Origin of the sequence: uncultured Tenacibaculum sp., assembly GCF_947504135.1 — a bacterium.
Taxonomy (GTDB): Bacteria; Bacteroidota; Bacteroidia; order Flavobacteriales; family Flavobacteriaceae; genus Polaribacter.
Window position 1 is genome coordinate 83,427 of record NZ_CANNGG010000001.1, and the last position, 22,348, is coordinate 105,774.

The 22,348-nt window shown below is 32.5% G+C and carries 15 protein-coding genes; 6 read left to right on the top strand and 9 right to left on the bottom strand.

All coding sequences use genetic code 11. The features are described 5' to 3' along the window. Positions 1 to 28: 28 nt before the first annotated feature. The 3 genes from Q0663_RS00380 to Q0663_RS00390 are packed head-to-tail and all read left to right on the top strand — an operon-like array spanning position 29 to position 3,561. Positions 29 to 721 (top strand): glycosyltransferase family 2 protein, encoded by a 693-nt coding sequence (locus Q0663_RS00380; RefSeq protein ID WP_299004638.1) that lies wholly within the window; start codon positions 29 to 31, stop codon positions 719 to 721. Further along, positions 721 to 2,211: a glycosyltransferase gene (locus Q0663_RS00385; protein WP_299004639.1), complete on the top strand. Its 1,491-nt coding sequence runs from the start codon at positions 721 to 723 to the stop codon at positions 2,209 to 2,211. Before Q0663_RS00380 ends, Q0663_RS00385 begins: the two co-directional genes overlap by 1 nt. Further along, positions 2,212 to 3,561, top strand: coding sequence for a mannosyltransferase (locus Q0663_RS00390; RefSeq protein WP_299004641.1), 1,350 nt, complete (start codon positions 2,212 to 2,214; stop codon positions 3,559 to 3,561). Between the two features lie 134 nt (positions 3,562 to 3,695). Here the strand turns inward: Q0663_RS00390 and Q0663_RS00395 are convergent, their stop codons facing one another. The 8 genes from Q0663_RS00395 to Q0663_RS00425 form a co-directional block, all read right to left on the bottom strand. After that, positions 3,696 to 4,277 (bottom strand): acyltransferase, encoded by a 582-nt coding sequence (locus tag Q0663_RS00395; RefSeq protein WP_299004644.1) that lies wholly within the window; start codon positions 4,275 to 4,277, stop codon positions 3,696 to 3,698. Between the two features lie 48 nt (positions 4,278 to 4,325). Continuing rightward, positions 4,326 to 5,069, bottom strand: coding sequence for an energy transducer TonB (locus Q0663_RS00400; RefSeq protein ID WP_299004646.1), 744 nt, complete (start codon positions 5,067 to 5,069; stop codon positions 4,326 to 4,328). 106 nt (positions 5,070 to 5,175) lie between these two features. Further along, entirely contained in the window at positions 5,176 to 5,898 is a 723-nt protein-coding gene (locus Q0663_RS00405) for an energy transducer TonB (protein ID WP_299004649.1), read from the bottom strand. Between the two features lie 63 nt (positions 5,899 to 5,961). After that, positions 5,962 to 6,339, bottom strand: coding sequence for a VanZ family protein (locus tag Q0663_RS12640; RefSeq protein ID WP_367171421.1), 378 nt, complete (start codon positions 6,337 to 6,339; stop codon positions 5,962 to 5,964). Beyond that, entirely contained in the window at positions 6,305 to 6,685 is a 381-nt protein-coding gene (gcvH, locus tag Q0663_RS00410) for a glycine cleavage system protein GcvH (RefSeq protein ID WP_299004652.1), read from the bottom strand. The genes Q0663_RS12640 and gcvH overlap by 35 nt, the downstream gene beginning before the upstream one ends. 26 nt (positions 6,686 to 6,711) lie before the next feature. Next, positions 6,712 to 13,833: a cell surface protein SprA gene (gene sprA / locus Q0663_RS00415; protein WP_299004655.1), complete on the bottom strand. Its 7,122-nt coding sequence runs from the start codon at positions 13,831 to 13,833 to the stop codon at positions 6,712 to 6,714. Between the two features lie 21 nt (positions 13,834 to 13,854). Beyond that, a complete protein-coding gene (gene ruvA, locus Q0663_RS00420; RefSeq protein ID WP_299004658.1) occupies positions 13,855 to 14,436 on the bottom strand; it encodes a Holliday junction branch migration protein RuvA in 582 nt (193 codons plus the stop codon). Positions 14,437 to 14,502: 66 nt separating this feature from the next. Next, the gene (locus Q0663_RS00425; protein WP_299004661.1) at positions 14,503 to 16,803 is read right to left on the bottom strand and encodes an NADP-dependent malic enzyme; all 2,301 of its coding nucleotides are present in this window, start codon (positions 16,801 to 16,803) and stop codon (positions 14,503 to 14,505) included. 217 nt (positions 16,804 to 17,020) lie between these two features. Between Q0663_RS00425 and Q0663_RS00430 the strand changes: the two genes are divergently transcribed. Together Q0663_RS00430 and Q0663_RS00435 are read left to right on the top strand one after the other, a co-directional pair. Next, positions 17,021 to 17,638 carry a PAS domain-containing protein gene (locus Q0663_RS00430; protein WP_299004663.1) on the top strand — a complete coding sequence of 206 codons (618 nt, stop codon included), beginning with the start codon at positions 17,021 to 17,023 and terminating at the stop codon, positions 17,636 to 17,638. A gap of 296 nt (positions 17,639 to 17,934) precedes the next feature. Next, positions 17,935 to 18,573, top strand: coding sequence for a PAS domain-containing protein (locus tag Q0663_RS00435; RefSeq protein ID WP_299004665.1), 639 nt, complete (start codon positions 17,935 to 17,937; stop codon positions 18,571 to 18,573). 42 nt (positions 18,574 to 18,615) lie between these two features. Here the strand turns inward: Q0663_RS00435 and queG are convergent, their stop codons facing one another. Further along, entirely contained in the window at positions 18,616 to 19,539 is a 924-nt protein-coding gene (gene queG, locus Q0663_RS00440) for a tRNA epoxyqueuosine(34) reductase QueG (RefSeq protein ID WP_299004667.1), read from the bottom strand. Positions 19,540 to 19,658: 119 nt separating this feature from the next. Between queG and Q0663_RS00445 the strand changes: the two genes are divergently transcribed. Next, on the top strand, positions 19,659 to 22,253 hold the full coding sequence (locus Q0663_RS00445; protein ID WP_299004669.1) for an AsmA-like C-terminal region-containing protein: 2,595 nt from the start codon (positions 19,659 to 19,661) through the stop codon (positions 22,251 to 22,253). The last annotated feature ends 95 nt before the right edge of the window (positions 22,254 to 22,348 follow it).

The following is a 22,348-nucleotide window of genomic DNA, read 5'->3' on the forward strand; positions in this document are numbered from 1 at the left end:
CAATACCTTGCAAGCTTTAAAATAACAAATGAAACCTTTAATTAAAGTAATCATCCCCGCCTATAATGAACAAGACTCTATTGCTCTTGTTATAAACGACATTCCTTCTATAGTAGATGAAGTCATTGTAATTAGTAATAATTCAACTGACAATACCGAAGTTAATGCAAAAAATGCAGGTGCTACAGTACTTTCTGAAAATAGAAAAGGGTACGGATATGCTTGTTTAAAAGGAATGGAGTATGTTTCTTTAAAAAACGAAAAACCAGATATCATTGTTTTCTTAGATGGAGATTATTCTGATTACCCTGAACAACTCAACGAACTTGTTGAACCTATACTTAAAAACAATATAGATTTTGTAATAGGGGCTCGAGTAAAACACTTGCGTGAACAAGGTTCTATGACTCCACAACAAATTTTCGGCAACTGGTTAGCTACAACTTTAATGAAACTATTTTTTGGCGCTAAATTTACCGATTTAGGTCCGTTTAGAGCTATTAAATACGACAAACTATTAGCTTTACAAATGGAGGATAAAACCTACGGATGGACAGTTGAAATGCAATTAAAAGCCTTAAAGCAAAAATTAAGCTATACTGAAATTCCAATGAAATACCGAAACAGAATAGGCGTTTCAAAAGTTTCAGGAACTGTAAAAGGTAGTATATTAGCTGGCGTTAAAATTTTAGGTTGGATTTTTAAATATAGCTTTAAATAATGGTCTTAGAATATACAATAATTACGCTATACACCATATCGCTAGTTCTTATTTTACTATATGCTTTAGCGCAATTTAACTTGCTGATAAATTACTTAAAAGCAAAAAAAAAACAAGACAACTCACCTAAATTTGATTTTTCAAACCCGAGCGAAATTCCTTATGTAACCATACAATTACCCGTTTTTAATGAGTTGTATGTCATGGGGCGTTTATTAAACAATATAGCAAAACTTGAGTATCCCCGTGAAAAATTAGAAATTCAAGTACTAGATGACTCTACAGATGAATCGGTTGAAAATACTGCCAAACAAATAGCAGAACTTCAAAAAACAGGATTAGACATTAAACATATTAGACGAGAAAATCGTCAAGGCTTTAAAGCTGGAGCTTTAAAAGAGGGGTTAAAAACTGCTAAAGGAGAATTCATTGCCATTTTTGACGCAGATTTTTTACCTAAAGAAAACTGGTTGTTAGAAACGGTTCCTTATTTCAAGAATCCTAAAATTGGTGTGGTACAAACTCGTTGGGGGCACATCAACAGAAACTATTCGACCTTAACAAAAATTCAAGCTTTTGCTTTAGACGCTCATTTTACTTTAGAACAAGTGGGGAGAAATAGTCAAGGGCATTTTATCAACTTTAATGGTACCGCTGGTATTTGGCGTAAAGAATGTATTTATGATGCAGGAAATTGGGAAGGAGATACCTTGACTGAAGATTTAGACCTAAGCTACCGCGCACAATTAAAAAACTGGAAATTCAAATACTTAGAAAATGTTGTAACTCCAGCTGAACTACCTGTGGTTATTAGTGCTGCTCGCTCACAACAATTTAGATGGAATAAAGGTGGAGCCGAAAATTTTCAAAAAATGCTAAAAAGAATTTTTACTAGCAAGAATATTTCTTTGAAAACTAAAATTCACGGAACTCTGCACCTTCTCAATAGTTCAATGTTTACTTGTATTTTTTTAGTAGCTATTTTAAGTATACCTATGCTGTATATTAAAAACGAATATGCACATTTAAAAATTTACTTTTTAGTGATGAGTTTCTTCATCATAAGCACACTGATTTTCTTTATTTGTTATTGGTTTATGTACAAGAAAACTTATGGAGGAGGTATGTTGAACTTTATAAAATATATTGGAGCTTTTTTTGCCTTTTTCTCAGTTGCCATGGGCTTTTCACTACACAACACCATTGCTGTTTTAGAAGGTCATCTAGGAAAAAAAAGTGAATTTGTTAGAACACCTAAATTCAATATTAAATCGTTAAAAGATAGTTGGAAAAACAACAAATACATCCGTAAAAAACCTTCGTTACATATAATTTTTGAAGGAGTATTAACCCTGTATTTTGCATTTGGAATGTATAGCGCTTTTATTGTTGAAAATAAAGGTGGTGATTTTGGAATGTTCCCTTTTCACTTAATGTTGTTTGTTGGTTTTGGTTATGTATTTTACAAATCTCTGTTTTCTAAGGCATAAATGTCTTTACTAAAAAAATACAACGTACTTATACTAACATTTGTTAGTGTATGCTTTTATACCTTTTTTGCCTACTCTTTAGAACGTACCGAGTTTTACAAACTACTAATTTTGTGGATTGGCTTATTTGGTTCTTTTTATTTTTTACTACAAAACAAACAGATTTCTTTTAAATATTGGGTTGCTATTGCAATTCTTTTTAGGTTGATATTCTTATTTGCTGTACCTAATTTATCGCAAGATTTTTATCGATTTATTTGGGATGGCCGTATGATTTTAGAAGGATTTAATCCGTATTTATCTTTACCTCAAACTTTAATTGAGCAAAATAATGCTCCTATTTTACAAGCAACAGAATTGTATAAGGGAATGGGACAATTAAACGGAAGTCATTATACTAATTATCCTCCCATTAATCAGCTGTGTTTTTTATTAGCAGCTTTGTTTTCAAAACACAGCATTTTAGGAAGTGTCATTGTGATGCGCCTCCTCATTATTTTGGCTGATATTGGAATTTTATACTTCGGAAAAAAGCTCTTAGAAAAATTACAGTTACCCATTCATAATATCTTTTTATATATTTTAAATCCTTTCGTAATTATAGAGTTTACTGGGAATTTACATTTTGAGCCTGTAATGCTGTTTTTTGTAGTTTGGAGCTTGTACAAGCTTCAACAAAAAAAATGGATTTGGGCAGGTGTTTTGTTAGCTTGTGCGGTTTCGGTAAAACTAATTCCTTTGATTTTTTTACCCTTATTTTATCAATGGTTTGTAAAAAATAAAACGTCTTATACTGTCGGTATCAAAAAATTAATTAGTTTTTACACAGTTGTGCTATTAACAATTACCGTAAGCTTCCTTCCGTTTTTCTCTCTTGAATTCATAGCGAATTATTCGAATTCTGTAGGACTTTGGTTTCGAAGTTTCGAGTTTAATGCTAGCTTCTACTATATTGCAAGAGAAATAGGTTATTTATTTAGAGGATACAATGAGATTGCTATTATAGGTAAAATAATCCCTATTCTTACTGTTAGCTTTCTTTTGGCTCTTACTTTTTTCCGAAGAAATACATCTACGATGCAATTGATAACAGCAATGTTGTTTAGTTTATCGTTCTATTATTTTGTAAGTACAACAATGCACCCTTGGTATATTGGTTCTCTTCTAATTTTATCAGTATTTACCAAATATCGTTTTCCTGTAGTTTGGAGCTTTGTTATTATATTAAGTTATCAGGCTTACGCTAATATTCCTTGGAAGGAAAATCTTTGGCTAATTGCCTTAGAATATGTGGTTTTATACTCTTTCCTGATTTGGGAATTGAGCATAAAAAAACCCACTCATAATTGAGTGGGAAAAATTGCTATGAAAAAGAAAAAGAAAGTGGTTTTTCAACCACATTCCAAAGGTAAATAAGTTTTTCTTTTTTACAAATACTTTTTTAAAGATTTTTAATCTTTTTTTTACCCTTTACAAACCTTTGGTTAACACTTTGTGACTTTATTATCTTTCAATTGATATTTTTCTTCACTTTCTGGGCAAACAGCGTATCCCTTTTCATCAAAATCTAAGCGATGCCCATATTCACTTATCCAACCAATTTGCTTAGAAGGATTCCCTACAACTAATGCATAGGGAGCAACTTCTTTAGTTACTACGGCTCCAGCACCTATAAAAGCATATTCACCTATATTATTACCGCAAACAATTGTTGCATTGGCACCTATGCTGGCACCTTTTTTTACAATGGTCTCTAAGTATTGATCTTGTCTTTTAATAGCGCTACGTGGATTAATAACGTTCGTAAATACCATAGACGGACCTAAAAAAACATCATCTTCACAAATAACCCCTGTATAAATAGAAACATTGTTTTGAACTTTTACATTACTACCCAAAACAACTTGTGGTGATACTACTACATTTTGACCTATATTACAGTTACTACCTATTGTACAGTTAGACATTATATGGCTAAAGTGCCAAATTTTTGTTCCTTCTCCAATAGTACATCCGTCATCTATAACAGCTGTTTCGTGTGCAAAAAACGTTTTATTTGTATCCATATAAACAAAAATAAAAAAACTCAACCTAAATGGTTGAGCTTTTAATTATTATTCAACTTTAAAAAGAATCGGTAAGGTATATTTTACTTTTACTTCTTTGTTGTTCTGTTTTCCTGGTTGAAACTGCGGAATTTTATTCACAACTCTATCCGTTTCCTTTTCTAATTTAGCATGTGGTGCTCTAATTTGAATATCGATAACGCTTCCAGATTCATCAATTACAAACTGTGTTAAGATTTTATATTTTCCAGAACTTAACCCTACGTCTTGCGCAAGTACTGAATTAAAATTACGTTGTATATGTTGCTGTATTTTTCTTTCAAAACACTTTCTATTTTCTTCTTCTGATAACCCTTCGCATCCTTTAAATACTGGTGTGTTTTGTACATTATTGATTGAAATTGGATCGTCTGCTTTATCAATTATTTCTTCTTCTTTTTCCTGCGGAATTGCAGTTACATCTATTATAGGTTCATCAACAGGCATTTCAATTACCGCAGTAATTTCAGTATCATTGTCTACTACTTTTGGTTTTTGAATTTCTTTAAGTACCTTTTTTTTCTTTGGATATTCCGTTACCTGTTCAACTCTTTTTAAAATAACAGGCTGTTTAAAGCTGTAAACGGGTTCGTACAACTCACTACTTGAGGGTTTTAAAACCGCTACTTCCTTTTCTGTTTCATGCTCTAAAGCTAAAAAAACTATAAATAAAGTGAGTACTAAGCCTAACTGAGTAAAAATTGTTGAGAATTTTTCTAACTGCTTTCTAGCATGTTTTTTTGTTGTTTTCATAGTGCATTTATTTTAAATTACTAATCATCTAAAAACAAGAAACATGCCAATAAAAAAAGCAATCCGAAATGGATTGCTTTTAAGTTTTTATAAGTAAGATAATTTACTACTCTACGTTAAATGTAATAGGTAATGTATAACCAACTCTTACTGGTCTTCCTCTTTGTTTACCTGGTTTCATTTTAGGTATTTTTCTAGCTACTCTTTCAGCCTCTTTCTTTAACCTTGGGTGTGGTGCTCTCGCAGCCACACTAGTAATAGAACCATCTTTATCTATTTTAAATTGGACATAGATTCTCTTTTTACCTGGAGACAAACCTAATTCATTAGCCAAATCGGCGTTAAAGTTACGCTGAACATGTCTTTGTAATTTCTTGTTTAAACAGTTTTTCTTTTGTTGTTTTGTACCTGTACACCCTGGAAATACAGGAACTTCCTCAATAATGGCGAAAGGTACATCCTCTACAACCTCTTCTACTTCTTCAACTTCTTCTATATCTTCAACAACTATTTCTTCAGATTCATCAGTTTCTGTAGATTCAATAATTGTTTCTTCTACTTCTTTTTCATCTTCTACTACTTCAATTTTTTCAGGAGCTGGTGGTGGTGGCGTATTTGGCTTTGGTTTTGGTGGCTCAATTTGAAGTTCAATAGTTTCTTCTTCAATTTCAGAAGCCATATTTGCCATACCTAAGTCAGCATATTCTTTATCATATGTTTTATGTTCAATAGCAACATACGTTACAAATAAAGCAAAAACCAAACCTATTTGTACAAATAGCTTACTGTAGTTTTCTAAGTTTGATTTTGGATTTTTCTTGATTTCCATCCTAAATGTTTTTAATAGTTCGCTAATTTAATTAATTTATTTCAACTTATACAAGCATAATCTTTAAATAGCTTCATTTTTCTTAAAAAAAGAATTATAAATGATAAAAGCTATTAAAATACCCGTCGTGTTTGCGATTACATCTAAAATCTCTCCTGATCGATGTGATGTGGTTGTAACTTGTAGAGTCTCAATAATTATGCCGTAAAAAAAACAACAAAAAACTATTAAATACTTACTAATTTTTGTTGTTCTTAAGGCTATCAACCATACGAAGCTTAGTACAAAATAAGCAAAAGCATGCTTAATTTTATCTAAATGGTTTATCTGTATGGGTGATTTTCCTAGCTTTATTAAACTAAGAATAGCAATACCTAAAGTAATAAGTATTGCTATTGTTGTTAGTTTATCCTTTAATAAGCTCTTGATATTGTTCAGCACTTAATAAATCTGCTACTTGTGAATCGTCTGATAATTTTACTTTTATCATCCATCCTGCTCCATAAGGATCAGAATTTACCAATTCTGGTTCGTCTTCTAAAGCTTCGTTAAATTCTACTACTTCACCTGATAATGGCATAAAAAGATCTGAAACCGTTTTTACTGCTTCTACCGATCCAAAAACCTCTTCTGATTCTAATTCTTCATCTAAGGTATCAACATCTACATATACGATATCTCCTAACTCACCTTGTGCAAAATCAGTAATACCAATAGTTGCTACACCGTCTTCTACCTTAACCCACTCGTGGTCTTTGGTATACTTTAATTCTGATGGAATGTTCATTGTAATTATTTTTTATTGTGTTTGTTTTAATTTCCTAGGTTATATACTATATTAATTCCTGCATTAATTGATTGTCTTGGAAAAGTAGTAGAAACCGCATACTCAAACGTTTGATGATTATAATAAAAAGAAGCAGTTAAATTACTTGTTAAATTATAATCGGCGATAAATTTTAATCCGAATAACTTTTCTCCTCCTGTTATTTGACTATTCTCTTTATCTACACTTCTTATTAACGTTAGGTTGTCTCTTAACGAAACATCTGCTCTTAAATTTATGTCTCCTTTTAAGGTTTCTTTCTTTCCTGTAAATCTGGTGACAAATTTAACATCTCTAATCTTATATCCAAATCCTAAAACATATTCTGTTCCTTTAATATCTGTTAACGTGTTATTGTTAAAGTTTAAAGTTAACGTTCTATCTTTTCTTATTTCTCCTTTAAACGAAATAGAGTTTTTCATTCTAAAGTCTACTTTTATTAATGGAGAAAATTCATCAATTAAAGTTGCCGACGAAATTAAGAGTTCTGGTTGATAATTACCAGAAGTATTTGTATTTGTTGAACTATTCGCATCATACTGTAAATTATTGGTGTAATTACCTATAGTATAAAGAGAATTATATCCGTGTGATAAGGTAAATGAGCTAAAGTTTTTCTTAAACCATTTGTACTTCATAAATCCGTTATAACGCAGAGTCCAGTTAGGGATTGGAATGTTTTTAAAGATTCCTGTACTTACCGAATTAGGACTATTACCAGAATAAGCTGCAATAAATGCAGGTAACATTGCTTGCTGTCCGTTTGTTTTAAACCCTGGATCATTATTAGCTGGATTAGGGTTATTGGCTGCTATGCCTTGTTCGTTAGCAATTCTTCCTGAAATTTCTTGTCTATAATCTAAAAAGTTTTGATACAAAGTTTCATTATCAGTAAAAACAGTTCCTAACATAAAGTGACTAATACTATAATTACCTGTTTCAAAAGGTTTGATATTAGGGTCTTGCTCAAAACCTCCACTTCCGTTAGAAACAACATCTAACTGTTGGGTTAAATTGCTTGTTTGGATCCTATTTCCTCGTAAATCAATTGTTAAATTTCTAAACGGCTTTACCGATACGTTATAATCTAACTTTTTGTATCTTGTTTTAGCGTAGTTTTTACTGTAATATTCTTCGCCGTCATTTCGGGTGATTAACCATCCATTTTCAATTGCTCTATTTAAAATATCTGTTTGACTACCAAAAACGAATCCTAAAGTTGGTGCTAAACCTCCATCATAACTATTTCTTCCTAAGAATCCTACCGAAGGTTTATATCCTTGTAACAATGTTCCGTTATTTTGAGCATAGCTAATTTTTGCTCTTTTTACTGATGTTAACACATCATATACTCCTTTTCCTAGCTTTTGTCCAAAAGTAGCTTTCTTTTTAAGCTTTGCTTTTTGAGCAACTTGACTTCCTCCCAAAACTGCAGTGCCTTGTTGCGTTGGTTGTTTTCTTGTTCCTTTTAATAATAGTTTATCTATACCTATAACTTTATAAAAACGTCCAAAATCTATATTAGTGTTTAGGTTATGCGTATTTGCATTTTGAATCATATTTCCAACTTCTTCAATATAACTTTGCGAACCTGCTTTCCAATCAAAGTCTGCGGTATAACCATAATCAGCATTAATAAAGGTTAAAAAAGGAAACTTATCTAATGGCAATTTATAGGTTGCGTTTAGTTTTTGATGATAATTATCGGGTCTACCAATACTAAAAAATTGATCATAAACCTCTAATTGTTCATCTTCACCAAAACTATCATATATGTAATTGTTCGTTGCATTGAAATTTAACTGTAACGATTTTGTTAAGTCAAAACCAACTGTATAATCCCAGTTAAATAAAAACCTACGCTGTATAAGTTCTGGTTGCGGTGTTAACCCAATATCTTGAATTAAATTTCGTGATTGTTGGCTATTGTAATTTCTATTAATTCTTGAATTTATCGCTAAGGTTTTAGGTACTGGATTAAAGTTTAAATCTTTTATAAATTGTAAATACCTGCTCTTAAATCCTTCTGAATTTTTAAATGGTTCAATACTAAAAGGCACAAAATTAAAATTATAACTAGCTCCTGCCATTACATTTTTATTCACGTACTTTTCAATATTGTAATCTTTGTGAAACTCTTCACTGTGTGCATACGAAGCAGAAAAATTTTCAACATCGTAAAACTTAGGCTTTTTCTTACTCTCAGGGTTCCTGTTTTTCTTTACATTGATAAAACTAATACTCTTTCTTCTTGTATAATCTTGAGCGTTTTTACTGTTTGGATTTTTATCAATTGCGTCTTCTAACTCTACATCTTGAAACTGCGGATCGTATTTCGGATCTCTGAATTCTTCTCCATACGTATAGCTCATAGGTACTTGCATGTTCCATTTTTTAGGCATCATTTTACCTAACTGAACATTGGTTGCTACACTATATTGTTTAACCTCTTCAATACTTCGTTGCTGAACTCTATCTTCAACATTACCAAAACCTATCGTTGACATTCTTCCTGCTAAAGACACATCCATCACATCAGCCATGTTAGCATCTGCATTTACCACAGCTGCCCAACCTCCTTTATTATCAAAACCTACAGCACGTAATTCATTAAACCAAACTTCTACTGATTTTGGTGAAGCTGTTGTGTTTTTAACCCCTAACATTATGGTTCGTATTTGTGCCAATGTTGGATTTCCTTTAACCGAGATATCTAACCCTTTAGAGCTTACCCCTTCAAAAATATTAGAAATTGGGTCACCTGTTGGTCTTTGGATTTTTAGATTTGCTAACTCTTCAAGCAAGATGTCTAAATTGTTTTCAGTTGGCCAAATATCTGTAGCCGTGGAAGAGTTAGAAGGAGATATTTTTAACGGTTTTTCTATTTGGTAATAATTATCATTTAAGTCAGTACCTAAACGAATAATTGCTACCATATCATCATTACCTGCTCCTTCTGTGGTATTAGGACTTTCGGCATGCAAGAACATACGTAAGTTTTTATACCTACGCATATCTATACTTATATTTTTATAAATTGTTCGTGATTCATCTGCTTTTAAATCGGTAACTTTTAGAGTTACTGACTGTTCATTCTGACGTTGAATTCTATTCGTTCCTTGTAGTTCTTCTCGTTCAATTCCTGGTGGTAATTCATAACGTTCTGGGTTTTGTTCAATACTTACAACTCCTACTTCAAACTTATTTAAATCTACTGTCTGTAAAGGAACTGGTGTACCTGACTCTGGTAAAGTTTTGGTATACCTACGCCAATCTCCTCTAACTAATTCAAACTCTCCGAAACGTAAAACTACTGGCATTTTAAATCCTGCAAGAAACATTCGTATAAAACGAATACTGTTAAAATCGGAAATACCATTAATTCGTTGAAAGTCTTCTACATTTCTTACTGGAATTCTAAATTGATACCATTTAACATCTCTCTCTGCTCCATTAAGTAATGTTACTCTTTCATTTTTAACATCTATAATGTGATTTTTATTTGTTCTTCCTGCTAAATCATTATTGTCTTGAGGTAAATCTGTTTTATTTAATGAAACCTCGTACTCAAAATAACTATTTACAGGATTCATCGTTTGATCCTTATTGATGTCTTCTGTATCTGGATAAGTGGTTGATGATGTTGGATACGATTCCCCTGATTGACTTGCCGTTGGCGAATTTCCTTCTGTACCGTTATAGTTTTTATAACGTGATAAAACCGAAGGATCAGTACTTTCAATTGCTCCTCCTCTAAAAAATTGGAAATTATCTCCTGCCGGATCATCTAATCCTGCAAAAGCAGGAAACTTTGCTCTTTCTTCTTCATCGCTCAATCCATCTAAACCAACATCTTGGTTTGTTCTTGCATCGTTACTAGAATCAAAAGCATATATGATTGATGGATTGATAGGTGTGGTTCCCCAAATAGATGTTTCAACATTTCCTCCATCTACTTTTTGTCCATCTTCAGGAAGTCCATTTTCGTACTGTTTTCTTCCGTCTTTTAAAATATCTTCAGAAACATTTCCTAAGTTAATAAACAGCTTTCCTACTCGGTTAGTTGGGTCATCTGGATTAACTCCTGCTGGCAATCCTTCTTCCGCAGTAATTGAATAATTATCATACGGATCCATTAACCAAAACTGAATGTACTCTACGTTTGCTTGCTCAAAATTATTCGTGGTTAATGCTCGCATAATACCTCCCCAACGCTCTTCTGGCAACACCGTGTTAGCATTTTCATTATAGTTATACGGACCCCTTTCTGCAGGATAATAGGCTAAATCTAATGTACGAACTAAATTTTGCTGCGTAATATCTAAATCTGTTTCAGGAAATAACTCATTGTAACGTATTTGACGAACTTCATCTCTCGACAACTCATTTTCATCAATATTACTTGGTCTGTTTCCGCTTCCGTAAAATAACTGATCAACATTATACCATGCTAATTTCCCTCTTTTATAATTGTATTCTAAGCCAAAAGCACCACCATCAAATCCTTGTGATTCTGGTGTACTTGCTAAAAACCATTGTTGTGGCGAACTTAAGTTGATAGGAATTTGAGAAGCTTCAAAATCATCTAAATATGAAGTTGCTGTACCGTCTACATTAATTCCGCTTGGAGCACCTGGTAATAAATAAGCCATATCTGCTCTTACCGAAACATTTGAAGGTACTTCGGTTTCTACGAATGGCAGTTTATTTGCTAATTTAGTTAAATAAGGTACTTCAGAAGAGTAATCTAAATTTAACCCTAACATGATATTATCAATAGGCTCTCCACCAAAATTTACTTTAGGTGTGATAGGTTTTTCGCTAACATTTAAAAAGGTTCCTCCTAAAATAAAATCTTCTGAAAAACGATGCTCTATATCTACTCCAATAAACGTTTTTCTTTGTTGATTGAAAAAGGTGTTGTTTTCTACGGAAGCATTGATTGGAATTCCTGACGCTTCTAAACCTGGGTCTAAAATTTGTACACGACCTAACTGATAATCTACTACATAATCAACCCCTTCAACCAGTTGTCTTCCTCCTGCAGTAACACGTACTGAACCTCTTGGAACATTGAATGCTCCTAAAGAAATCCCTCTACTAGTTTCCGATTTAAAATATCCTTTTAAAAAGAATTTATCTAGATTTTGATATTCGTTTTTTGCTTGAATCTTAGTAGTTAAATACAATTCCTCAAAACCATATTTTTCTTGATCTAGCGGATTCGTTAATTTTAGTAATAAATCTTCTCCAAAGGGTTCGGGTTCGGGAAACAAAATGTATCCTCTTTCAGAATTTACTGTAATTCCTTCTACATAATCAAAAAAACCATCTCCATTCGTAACTGCATACTCACTTTGGTCTAGCTTATCTAAATTCAGTAGCCTTAATAAAGGCTCATTCTTTAACGCCGTAGTTGTCGCGTTTTGTAAGGTGTTTTGTAGTGTTCCTGTTTCGTCATCTCGATACAATAACTCAAAACGAAAACCATCACGTTGTAATGGAAATGCTCCTAAAGCGTACACGTTTTTCATCATTAAACGCCACGTAGGGAAAGGCTCACCAGGATTCGTTGGTGTTGATGTTCCTGGACGTACTGTGTTTAAAATTTCACTACGTAATAATTTTACGGCAATGTTTGATGGCGCTACAATTCCGTCGTTTGAAAATTCACCTACTCTAAAAACTGTTTCGTTATTAGATGCACCAACAACAGTATACTCAAAAGCTACTGCTAAAACTTCTCCATCGTTTAATCGTCGGTTTAACGAAATAAATCCTAATTGTGGATGTAATTTAAATTCATTAGGTTGTAACCTACGAGCATTTTGTAAATATGTATAGTTAAAACCTTGTCGGGCCGGAACACCAATACCGTTTATGGCATTATCTACCGTTGCAACATCTCTAATTCCTCCACTAGTAACAGTTAATAAAGAACTTAAATTGTTTACTCCGTTATAAGGTAAAATCGTAGAATTAGCAGATATTGCTCCTGGAGTAGTGATAATTTCAGACGGATTCACCTCGTTGTCATCATCTGACTCTCCTAAATCGGCAAAAGCAACAATGCTACGATAATCGCTTACATTTTGGTTTCTATTCGTTACCCAAACTTCTATACGAGTAATGTTTATCGGGCTATTAATTAGCGGGTATCTTTCTAATGCTTTTGAGTAATTTTCTCTAAAATATTGCGATAAGAAGAAGTGACGATCATTATCGTAATCAGAAGCTCTTAACTCAAAAGGTTCAATCGTTGCCCCTCCTTCTGCTATTACCGTTTTAGACTGTGAATTTTGTTGTGAAAAAGCAGCTGTAACATACGTCTTACCGAATTGCAATTGTGTTTTTACTCCAAATAACGATTGCGCTCCGTTAATTAATGAGTTTTTAATCGGCATACTAATATTACCTGCTTCAATATTTCTTATAATATCGTCTTCGGTAGGTGTGTACTCTAATTTTATAACATTTTGAAAATCGAAAGTAGATTGAGTATCATAGTTAGCCGTTACTTTTAATCGTTTCCCTACTTTGGCTTGTATACTCGCACTAATTTGTTGATCAAAATCAAACGTAAAACTACTTTGGTTTTCTACAGAAATTTGAGGGTTCTCGTTATTTTGATAAACTCCTCCTAATTTGATATTAATTTGTCCTGTTGGATTTACCTCCACTGTATTTCCACCAAAAACAGATTCAAAAAATTTAGAATTTACATAATATTTTGGGAGTAAGTTTTTACGAGCAGCATCACTTCCTTTTTTCTTCGGATTGGTAGCATCTACCTTTTCTTTGAAGTAATCTTTTAAATCGTTTTTTAAACGATACTCATCATACTCTTTTGGTGTCATAAAAATAGGAGTTCCTACATAGTAATCTCCTACTTTTTCAACAATCATAAACTTGTTCAACACCTTATCATAAGTAACTACTTTTTGACTAGGGTTACTTAAAAAAAGAGCGCCGTTTTGGTTGTTTTTAAAATTATATTTGAGAGGAACAACAGTATCTTTCTTAACAGTTTTTGTACTATCGTTTTGCGTATTTTGCGAAAACGAAACAACACTTACTAAAAAAGCAAGCACTGTTACTAGTCTGTTCATAACTGATTTTTCCAAACTTTTCTATAATTTTTTCAACGCCTGCTTTATAAGTATTTCAACACTTGCATCAGGTGTTTCTTTTAATATTCCCCCTATTACTTTATCGGACTGCTTCCTAACAAAGCCAAGAACCTCTAAAGCAGATAACGCTTCTTCTTTATTTGTATTGTTCTGTACTACAGAAACTTCATCAAGATCAAAAGTTTTTAAAACTTTATCTTTTAAGTCGACAATAACGCGTTGCGCTGTTTTTGCTCCAATTCCTTTAACTGATTGTATTAGTTTTACATCTTCTGAAGCAATAGCTTGTTGAACTTCTTGAGAAGTCATTGAAGACAACATAGTTCTTGCAGTACTTGGTCCTACACCTGAAACTGAAGTTAACAATAAAAAAACTTCTCGTTCCATCTTGGTTGAAAAACCATATAACGTGTGTGCGTCTTCTCTAATAGATAAGTGTGTATATAACAACACAAATTCATCATTTGGTAATGATGAATATGTGTTTAGTGAAATATGGAGTAAATATCCTACCCCGTTACAATCTACAACGGCGTATGTAGGATTTTTCTCCACAAGCTTCCCCCTAATTTGTGTTATCATCTAGCGATTTTTTTCTATTTGCCTAAAATAGACAAAATTATTTTTTAAAAAAAGTTTCCTAACTCATTAAGAGTTCTGAAGAGCTTTCTTTTTAGCTTTCATTTCTTTGTTCTGAGCGTCAACAACTGCTACGGCAGCCATGTTTACCATTTCATCTACACTAGCACCTAATTGTAAAATGTGTACTGGTTTACTCATTCCTAATAAAATAGGCCCTATAGACTCTACTTCATCTACAGCTTTCATTAATTTGTACGTAATGTTTGCTGATTCTAAGTTAGGGAAGATTAAAACATTGGCTCTTTTTCCATTTAATTTAGAAAACGGGAATTCTTTAGCTAATAACTCAGGATTCAACGCAAAATCTGCTTGTAATTCACCATCAACAACAACATTAGGGTAATTACGGTGGATATATGAAACTGCTTCTCTTATTTTGGCTGAACTTTCAGATTTAGATGAACCAAAGTTTGAAAAACCTAACATTGCTACATTTGGTTTCATCCCGAACATTTTAGCTAATACTGATGTTAACTGTGTAATCTTAGCTAAATCCTTCGCTGTTGGATTGATATTAATCGTCGTATCTGCCAAGAATATTGGTCCTTGCTTGGTTAGCATCATGTTGGTAGCCGCTACTCTTGTTACTCCTTGATCTTTTTCAATCAACTCTAACATTGGCTTTACTACAGAAGGATATGGTCTTGAATATCCTGTAATCAATGCGTCTGCTTCACCAGAATTTACCATCATTGCAGCAAAATAGTTACGTTCACGCATCCATTTTTGAGCTTCTAAAAACGTAACTCCTTTACGTTGTCTTGTTTTCCAGAAAGCTTCAGCATAACGATTTCTTCTATCTTCTTCTTCATCTGTTTTAGGATCGATAATCGGAATATCAGCATCAAAACCTAACTCAGCTTTTAACTCTAAGATGATTTCTCTTCTTCCTAATAAAATTGGATGTCCAATTTTTTCTTCATAAACTCTCTGTGCAGCTTTTAACACATCTAAATGATCTGCTTCAGCAAACACTAATCGTTTTGGATCTTTCTTAGCTCGGTTATGTAACATCCTAACCTCTTTACTTCCTGTCCCTGAACGATCCATTAACTCTTCACGGTACTTGTCCCAATCTTCAATAGGCTCTTGAGCTACACCAGAATCCATCGCAGCTTTCGCAATTGCTGGAGGAATTTCATAAATTAATCTTGGATCAAATGGTTTTGGAATGATGTACTCTTTTCCGAAGGAAAGACTTACCTCATCGTACACAATATTTACTTGCTCTGGCACTGATTGCTTAGCTAAATCTGCCAATGCATGTACCGCAGCTATTTTCATTTCTTCGTTAATCTTTTTAGCACGAACATCTAATGCTCCACGGAAAATAAAAGGGAATCCTAACACATTATTCACCTGATTAGGATTATCTGACCTTCCTGTTGCCATGATAATATCGTCTCTTGTCGCAATTGCTAAATCGTACTCAATTTCTGGTTCTGGATTTGCCATTGCAAAAACAATAGGGTTTTTCGCCATTGACAATAACATCTCAGGAGATACCACATTTCCTTTTGACAAACCAATAAACACATCAGCATTTAACATTGCTTCCTCTAAAGTACTCACATCTTGACCTGTAGCAAACTCTGCTTTTTGTGACGTTAGATTATCTCTATCTTTTCTGATAACCCCTTTACTATCACACATAATTACATTTTCACGACTCGCGCCTAAGGCTAAGTATAAACGCGTACATGATATTGCTGCTGCTCCTGCTCCGTTAACAACAATTTTTACATCCTTAATATCCTTTTCATTAATTTCTAATGCATTTTTTAAAGCTGCAGCTGAAATAATTGCTGTACCATGCTGATCATCATGCATTACCGGAATATCTAATTCCTCTTTTAATCGCCTTTCTATTTCAAAAGCTTCTGGAGCTTTAATATCTTCTAAGTTAATTCCTCCAAAAGTTGGTGCTATAGCCTTAACAGTTTCTACAAATTTATCTACATCTGTTGCGTCAACTTCAATATCAAAAACATCAATATCAGCAAAAATTTTAAATAACAATCCCTTTCCCTCCATTACAGGCTTGGATGCTTCAGGACCAATATCTCCCAATCCTAAAACCGCTGTTCCATTTGAAATAACAGCCACTAAATTGCTTTTTGAAGTATATTTATAAACGTTGTTTTTATCTTTCGCTATTTCTAAACAAGGTTCAGCAACTCCTGGTGAATACGCTAATGATAAATCGTGTTGAGTTGCGTATTTTTTGGTAGGTACTACTGCTATTTTTCCTGGCTTCGGTTTGGCATGATAAAGTAAAGCTTCATGCCTTTTTCTAGAATCTCTCATAGGTTCGTTCTTGTTTGTTTGAACTTACAAATATACATTTTGTTTGTTAAGTAAAAATAATTTACTCTCCGATAAAAGTTATAGTACTCCTTATACTATTTATGTTAAATTTAAGAGTTACAGAACATCAATCAAAAAATAATTGACAACCTGATAAAAGTCATATTTAATCTTTCTTTTTCTTCTCAAATTTGCCCTAACCTTAAACCAATAGAAAATGGAAACTACACAAAGACACATTATTGACGAAGAAGTACAATGGGACAAAACTAAAACCATTGTAAGTAAAACCGATATCTACGGAACAATTTTATATGCTAACGATGTTTTTTCTAACACCTGTGAATACAGTACCATTGAGTTAGTTGGCGAACCTCATAATATTATCCGTCACCCAGATATGCCCAAGGTAGCTTTTAAAGTTTTATGGGACGCTCTTAAGAAAGGTGAAAACTTTCATGCAATTGTTAAAAACCTAACAAGAACTGGAAGATACTATTGGGTTATTACCGATTTTACTATCGATAAAGATGAAAACGGTAAAACTATAGGGTATACTGCAAGAAGAAAAGCGGTACCTGATGGTGTTGTTAAAAAGATTGAACCTATTTACAAAACTCTTTTAGATATTGAAAAATTAAAAGGAGAGAAAGCTAGCGAAATGTATTTCGAAGCGTATTTAAAGGAAGAAGTAGGTAAAACTTACAATGAGTTTGTTGTTGATTTATTTAACGAAGAGCTAACAAAAGAAGAAGCTGAAAAAGTTAAAGCAGAAACGAACCCGCTAAAAAAAGGATTAAACTGGTTCTTCTTTGGAGATACCAATCCAACATAAAAACATAAGTATCCCCAACAATCCCCTTTAAAATGTTTTTGATAGGGCTGAAGCTTTTGTTTCAGCCCTTTTTTATTTTAATAAATCTTCTCTTTTTCCAACTGTTCTTATCTAAAAAATAACACATTTCTATCATCTTTCTTTGAAAGATAACACATTTCTACACTGATATTTAACTAAACCTAAATAAAGCTTTGTTTTTAAACAAACCATAAAATTTTTTGATACAAAAATCTTATCTTTGCTCCCCAATTGCAAGTAAAACCACCCCGAATAACTATTAAAACAAAAAACAAATGGACGCAAACAACGCTCTTAGACCTTCTAAAGTCATAGACGAAGAGGTTAAATGGGACAAGTCTAAAACTATTATTAGTAAAACAGACCCTGTAGGGACTATTTTGTACATGAATGACACTTTTGAAGAAGCTTCAGAGTACAATAAAATAGAACTTATTGGAGAGCCTCACAATGTCATTAGACATCCTGATATGCCTAAAGTTGTATTTAAGGTATTATGGGATAACCTAAAACAAGGAAACAATTTCCATGCTATTGTAAAAAACTTAACCAGAACTGGTAGATACTATTGGGTTATTACCGATTTTGATGTTGAAAAAGATGATAAAGGAAAAATTACTGGTTACACAGGTAGAAGAAAAGCTTTACCTCAAAGTGTAATTCAAAAAATTGAACCTTTATACAAAACACTTCTAGAAATAGAAAAAGTAAAAGGAGAAAAAGCTAGTGAATTATACTTCAACTCTTACTTACAAGAAGAAGTTAGTTCTACTTACGATGATTTTGTTGTAAAGTTATTTGAAGATAGTGGAGCTGCTGGATCAAATGGAGCAGTAGAAGACACTCCTAAAGAAGGAGGTAAAATTAAAAAAGGAATTAATTGGTTTTTCTTTGGAGAGACCAATCCTAAATAATCTTTAAAACATAAATAAAAACCGCTTTAAAAAGCGGTTTTATTATTTTATAAAGTCAATGTTTCTTAATAATCCTGTAAACTTTGTACGTTTGACTGCTGATTTTTTGAACACTTTACTAAAGGTTTCTTGTGTTAACTCTTGCCAATCACGTTTTGTCATTTGTAGTAAGTTTTCTTGAGGCATAAATAAACTTTCTTCGTGTGGTTGTGAAAAACGATTCCATGGACATACATCTTGGCATACATCGCAACCAAACATCCAATCTTGCATTTCTCCCTTAAATTCTGATGGAATTGCATCCTTTAACTCAATTGTTAAGTACGAAATACATTTGCTTCCATCGACCGTATTGTTAGGTAAAATAGCTTGTGTTGGACAAGCATCAATACAACGAGTACAACTACCGCAATGGTCAGTTTTAAAAGGTTCGTCATATTCAAGTTCTAAATCAATAATCAATTCAGCTAAAAAGAAAAACGAGCCTTGTTGCTTTTGAATTAATAACGAGTGTTTCCCGTTCCAACCCAATCCTGATTTTTGCGCCCAAGCACGTTCTAACACAGGAGCAGAATCAACAAAACAACGACCAGAAACTTCTCCTATTTCATCGTTAATCAACTGTAATAGTTCCCGTAATTTATCTTTGATGATGTGATGATAATCTTGTCCGTAAGCATATTTAGAAATCTTATAACTTCCTTCTTGCTGAACTTCCGAAGGGAAATAATTATACGATAAAGAAATTACTGATTTCGCTCCATCAACCAATAACCTTGGATCTAAACGTTTGTCAAAATGGTTTTCCATATAATGCATCTCTCCATGATATCCGTTCTGCAACCATTTTTCTAACCTAGGAGCTTCCTCTTCTAAAAAATCAGCTTTTGCAATACCACATTCCAAAAAACCCAAGCGTTTTGCTTGTTCTTTTATAAAGTTTGAATATTGCTGTTTCTTATTCAAAATACGTGATTTTATCAGCGCAAAATTACCAAAAGAAAATTTATCATTTCATTGACTTTCTATTTACAAATAAATGTTGAAATTTGTTCGTTAGTATTACATGATAAACTTTATTCTTTATGAAAAAGATCTATAAAATAATAATAGCTATAGTAGTTTTTTTCTTTGTCCTATTGGTTAGCATTCCTCTGTTATTCCAAGATAAAGTAATGAACTTGGTAAAAACTACCATTAACAACAACGTAAACGCTAAAGTTGATTTTAGCGACTCGAGTTTAAGCTTGCTTAGAAATTTCCCAAACGCATCAGTACAATTATCTAATCTAACGGTTATTAACAATGCTCCTTTTGAAGGAGATACTTTAGTATATGGTAAAGAAGTAAACTTAGCCTTAAAACTTACCGAACTTTTTAAAGCTTCATCTGAGCAACTAAACATCAAATCGTTTACTATTGATGATGCCTTGGTAAATGTACTAGTTGATGAAAAAGGAAATGCGAACTACGATATTGCAAAACCTACTGATACTAAAGAGGTAAAAGATGAAGAACCATCAACTTTTGGATTATCAATTAACTCATACGCTATTAACAACGCTACGATAAAATATAATGATAAACAAGGGAAACTAAATCTTGAATTAATTGAGTTAAACCACAGCGGTAGCGGTGACTTCTCTCAATCAAACACAGAATTGGACACTCAAACTTCTACCTTAGTTTCTTTTGGAATGGACGGAAATTCGTACGCAAACAATCAAAAAATAGAGTTAGATGCTATTTTAGGTATGGATTTAACCAACATGAAGTTTTCTTTCTTAAAAAATGAAGCGAAATTGAATAATTTACCTTTAATTTTTGACGGATATGTTCAAATAAACGAAAACAACCAAGAAGTTGATATTAACTTTAAAACCCCATCGTCTGACTTTAAAAACTTTTTAGGATTGATTCCTGAAGCTTATACGAAAAGTATCGCTAACGTTTCTACTACTGGTAGCTTTAGTGTAGATGGAAAAGTAAACGGAATTATTGACGATAACCATATTCCTAAGTTAGACATTTCTATGAAGTCAAATAATGCTTCATTTAAATATCCTGATTTGCCTAAAAGTGTTCAAAACATTAATATTGATGCGCAAATAAAAAACACTACTGGTAAAACCGAAAATACGTTTGTTACCATTAATGGTCTTTCTTTTAAGATTGATCAGGATACTTTTTCTGGAAAAGGAAATGTCTACAATTTAACAACTAATCCTAAAGTTAATGCTACCGTAAAGGGGACATTGAATCTTGCTAAATTAAGTCAAGCTTACCCTATTGATTTACAAAATGAATTAAGCGGTGTTTTAAAAGCAGATTTACATACCGAATTTGATATGAAAGCTATTGAAAATAATGTTGTAAGTCGTATTAAAAACAACGGAAAAATGGAGGTAAGCGATTTTGTTTTTTCTCCAAAAGATGTTGTAAACCCTATCCATATTAAAAATACCGTTGTTACTTTTACACCAAGTACCGTTAGCTTAACAAAGTTTGATGCTACAACTGGAAAAAGTGATTTAAATGCTACTGGAACGCTTAAAAACTTATTAGGTTTTTTACTTTCTGACAAAAAATTACGTGGAAACTTCAAACTGAATTCAAACAACTTTTACGTAAGTGATTTTATGCAAGAAAATCCTGAAGCTGTCGAAAACGAAGATGACTCTAAAAAAGATACACCTAAAGAATCTTTAAAAATTCCTGCATTTTTAGATTGTGCTATTTCTGCAAACGCTCAAACCGTATATTACGATAATTTGACTTTAAAAAATGTAAGAGGAACACTTCTTTTAAAAGATGAAAAAGCCATTTTACAAAATATGAATGCTGGTATTTTTAATGGTCAAATTGCCTTAAATGGAGAAGTTAATACACAAAAGGAAAAACCTACTTTCGATATGAAGTTAGATATCAAATCTTTTGATATTGCTCAATCGTTTACTAGTTTAGATTTACTACAATCAATAAGTCCTATTGCAGGTGCTATGAATGGTAAATTAAATTCTGACATTGACTTAGCTGGAAGTTTAAATGATGATTTTACACCAAACCTTACCTCAATTTCTGGTAATGCTTTAGCTGAACTATTGACAACTAGCATAAACCCTGAAAAAACAAAAGCACTTAGTTTATTAAACAATAAATTGTCTTTTATTGATTTAAAAAAACTAGATTTATCTGATATTAAAACACACCTGTCTTTTAAAGAAGGTAAAGTGGTGGTAAAACCATTTGATTTAAAATATAACGACATTGGTATTACTGTTGGTGGAAACCACGGGTTTGACAAAACAATGAACTACAACGTTACGTTAAACGTTCCTGCTAAATATTTAGGTAACGAAGTACAAGGATTACTTTCTAAACTAAGCGCTAAAGAACAACAAAACATAACAGTTCCTATTACTGCTAATATTACAGGTAACATGACAAGTCCTTCTGTAAAAACAGACATGTCTTCATCGGTTAGTAAATTAAGTCAAAAACTAATCGATCAACAAAAAGATAAATTAGTCAATGATGCTTTAGGTGGTTTATTAGGAGGCAAAAAGAAAGATAGTACTAGTACAACCAACAAAAAAGAAGAAACCGTTAAAAAAGTAACCGACGTATTAGGTGGTTTATTTGGAAAGAAGAAAAAACAACAAAAAGATACTGTTAAATAGTCTTTTGTAACATTTTTTCTACTTCATAGTCTTATTTATATTAAGAGAACTTTGTAAGTTATTTAACACTTCTTAAATACACTTTACAAAGTTCT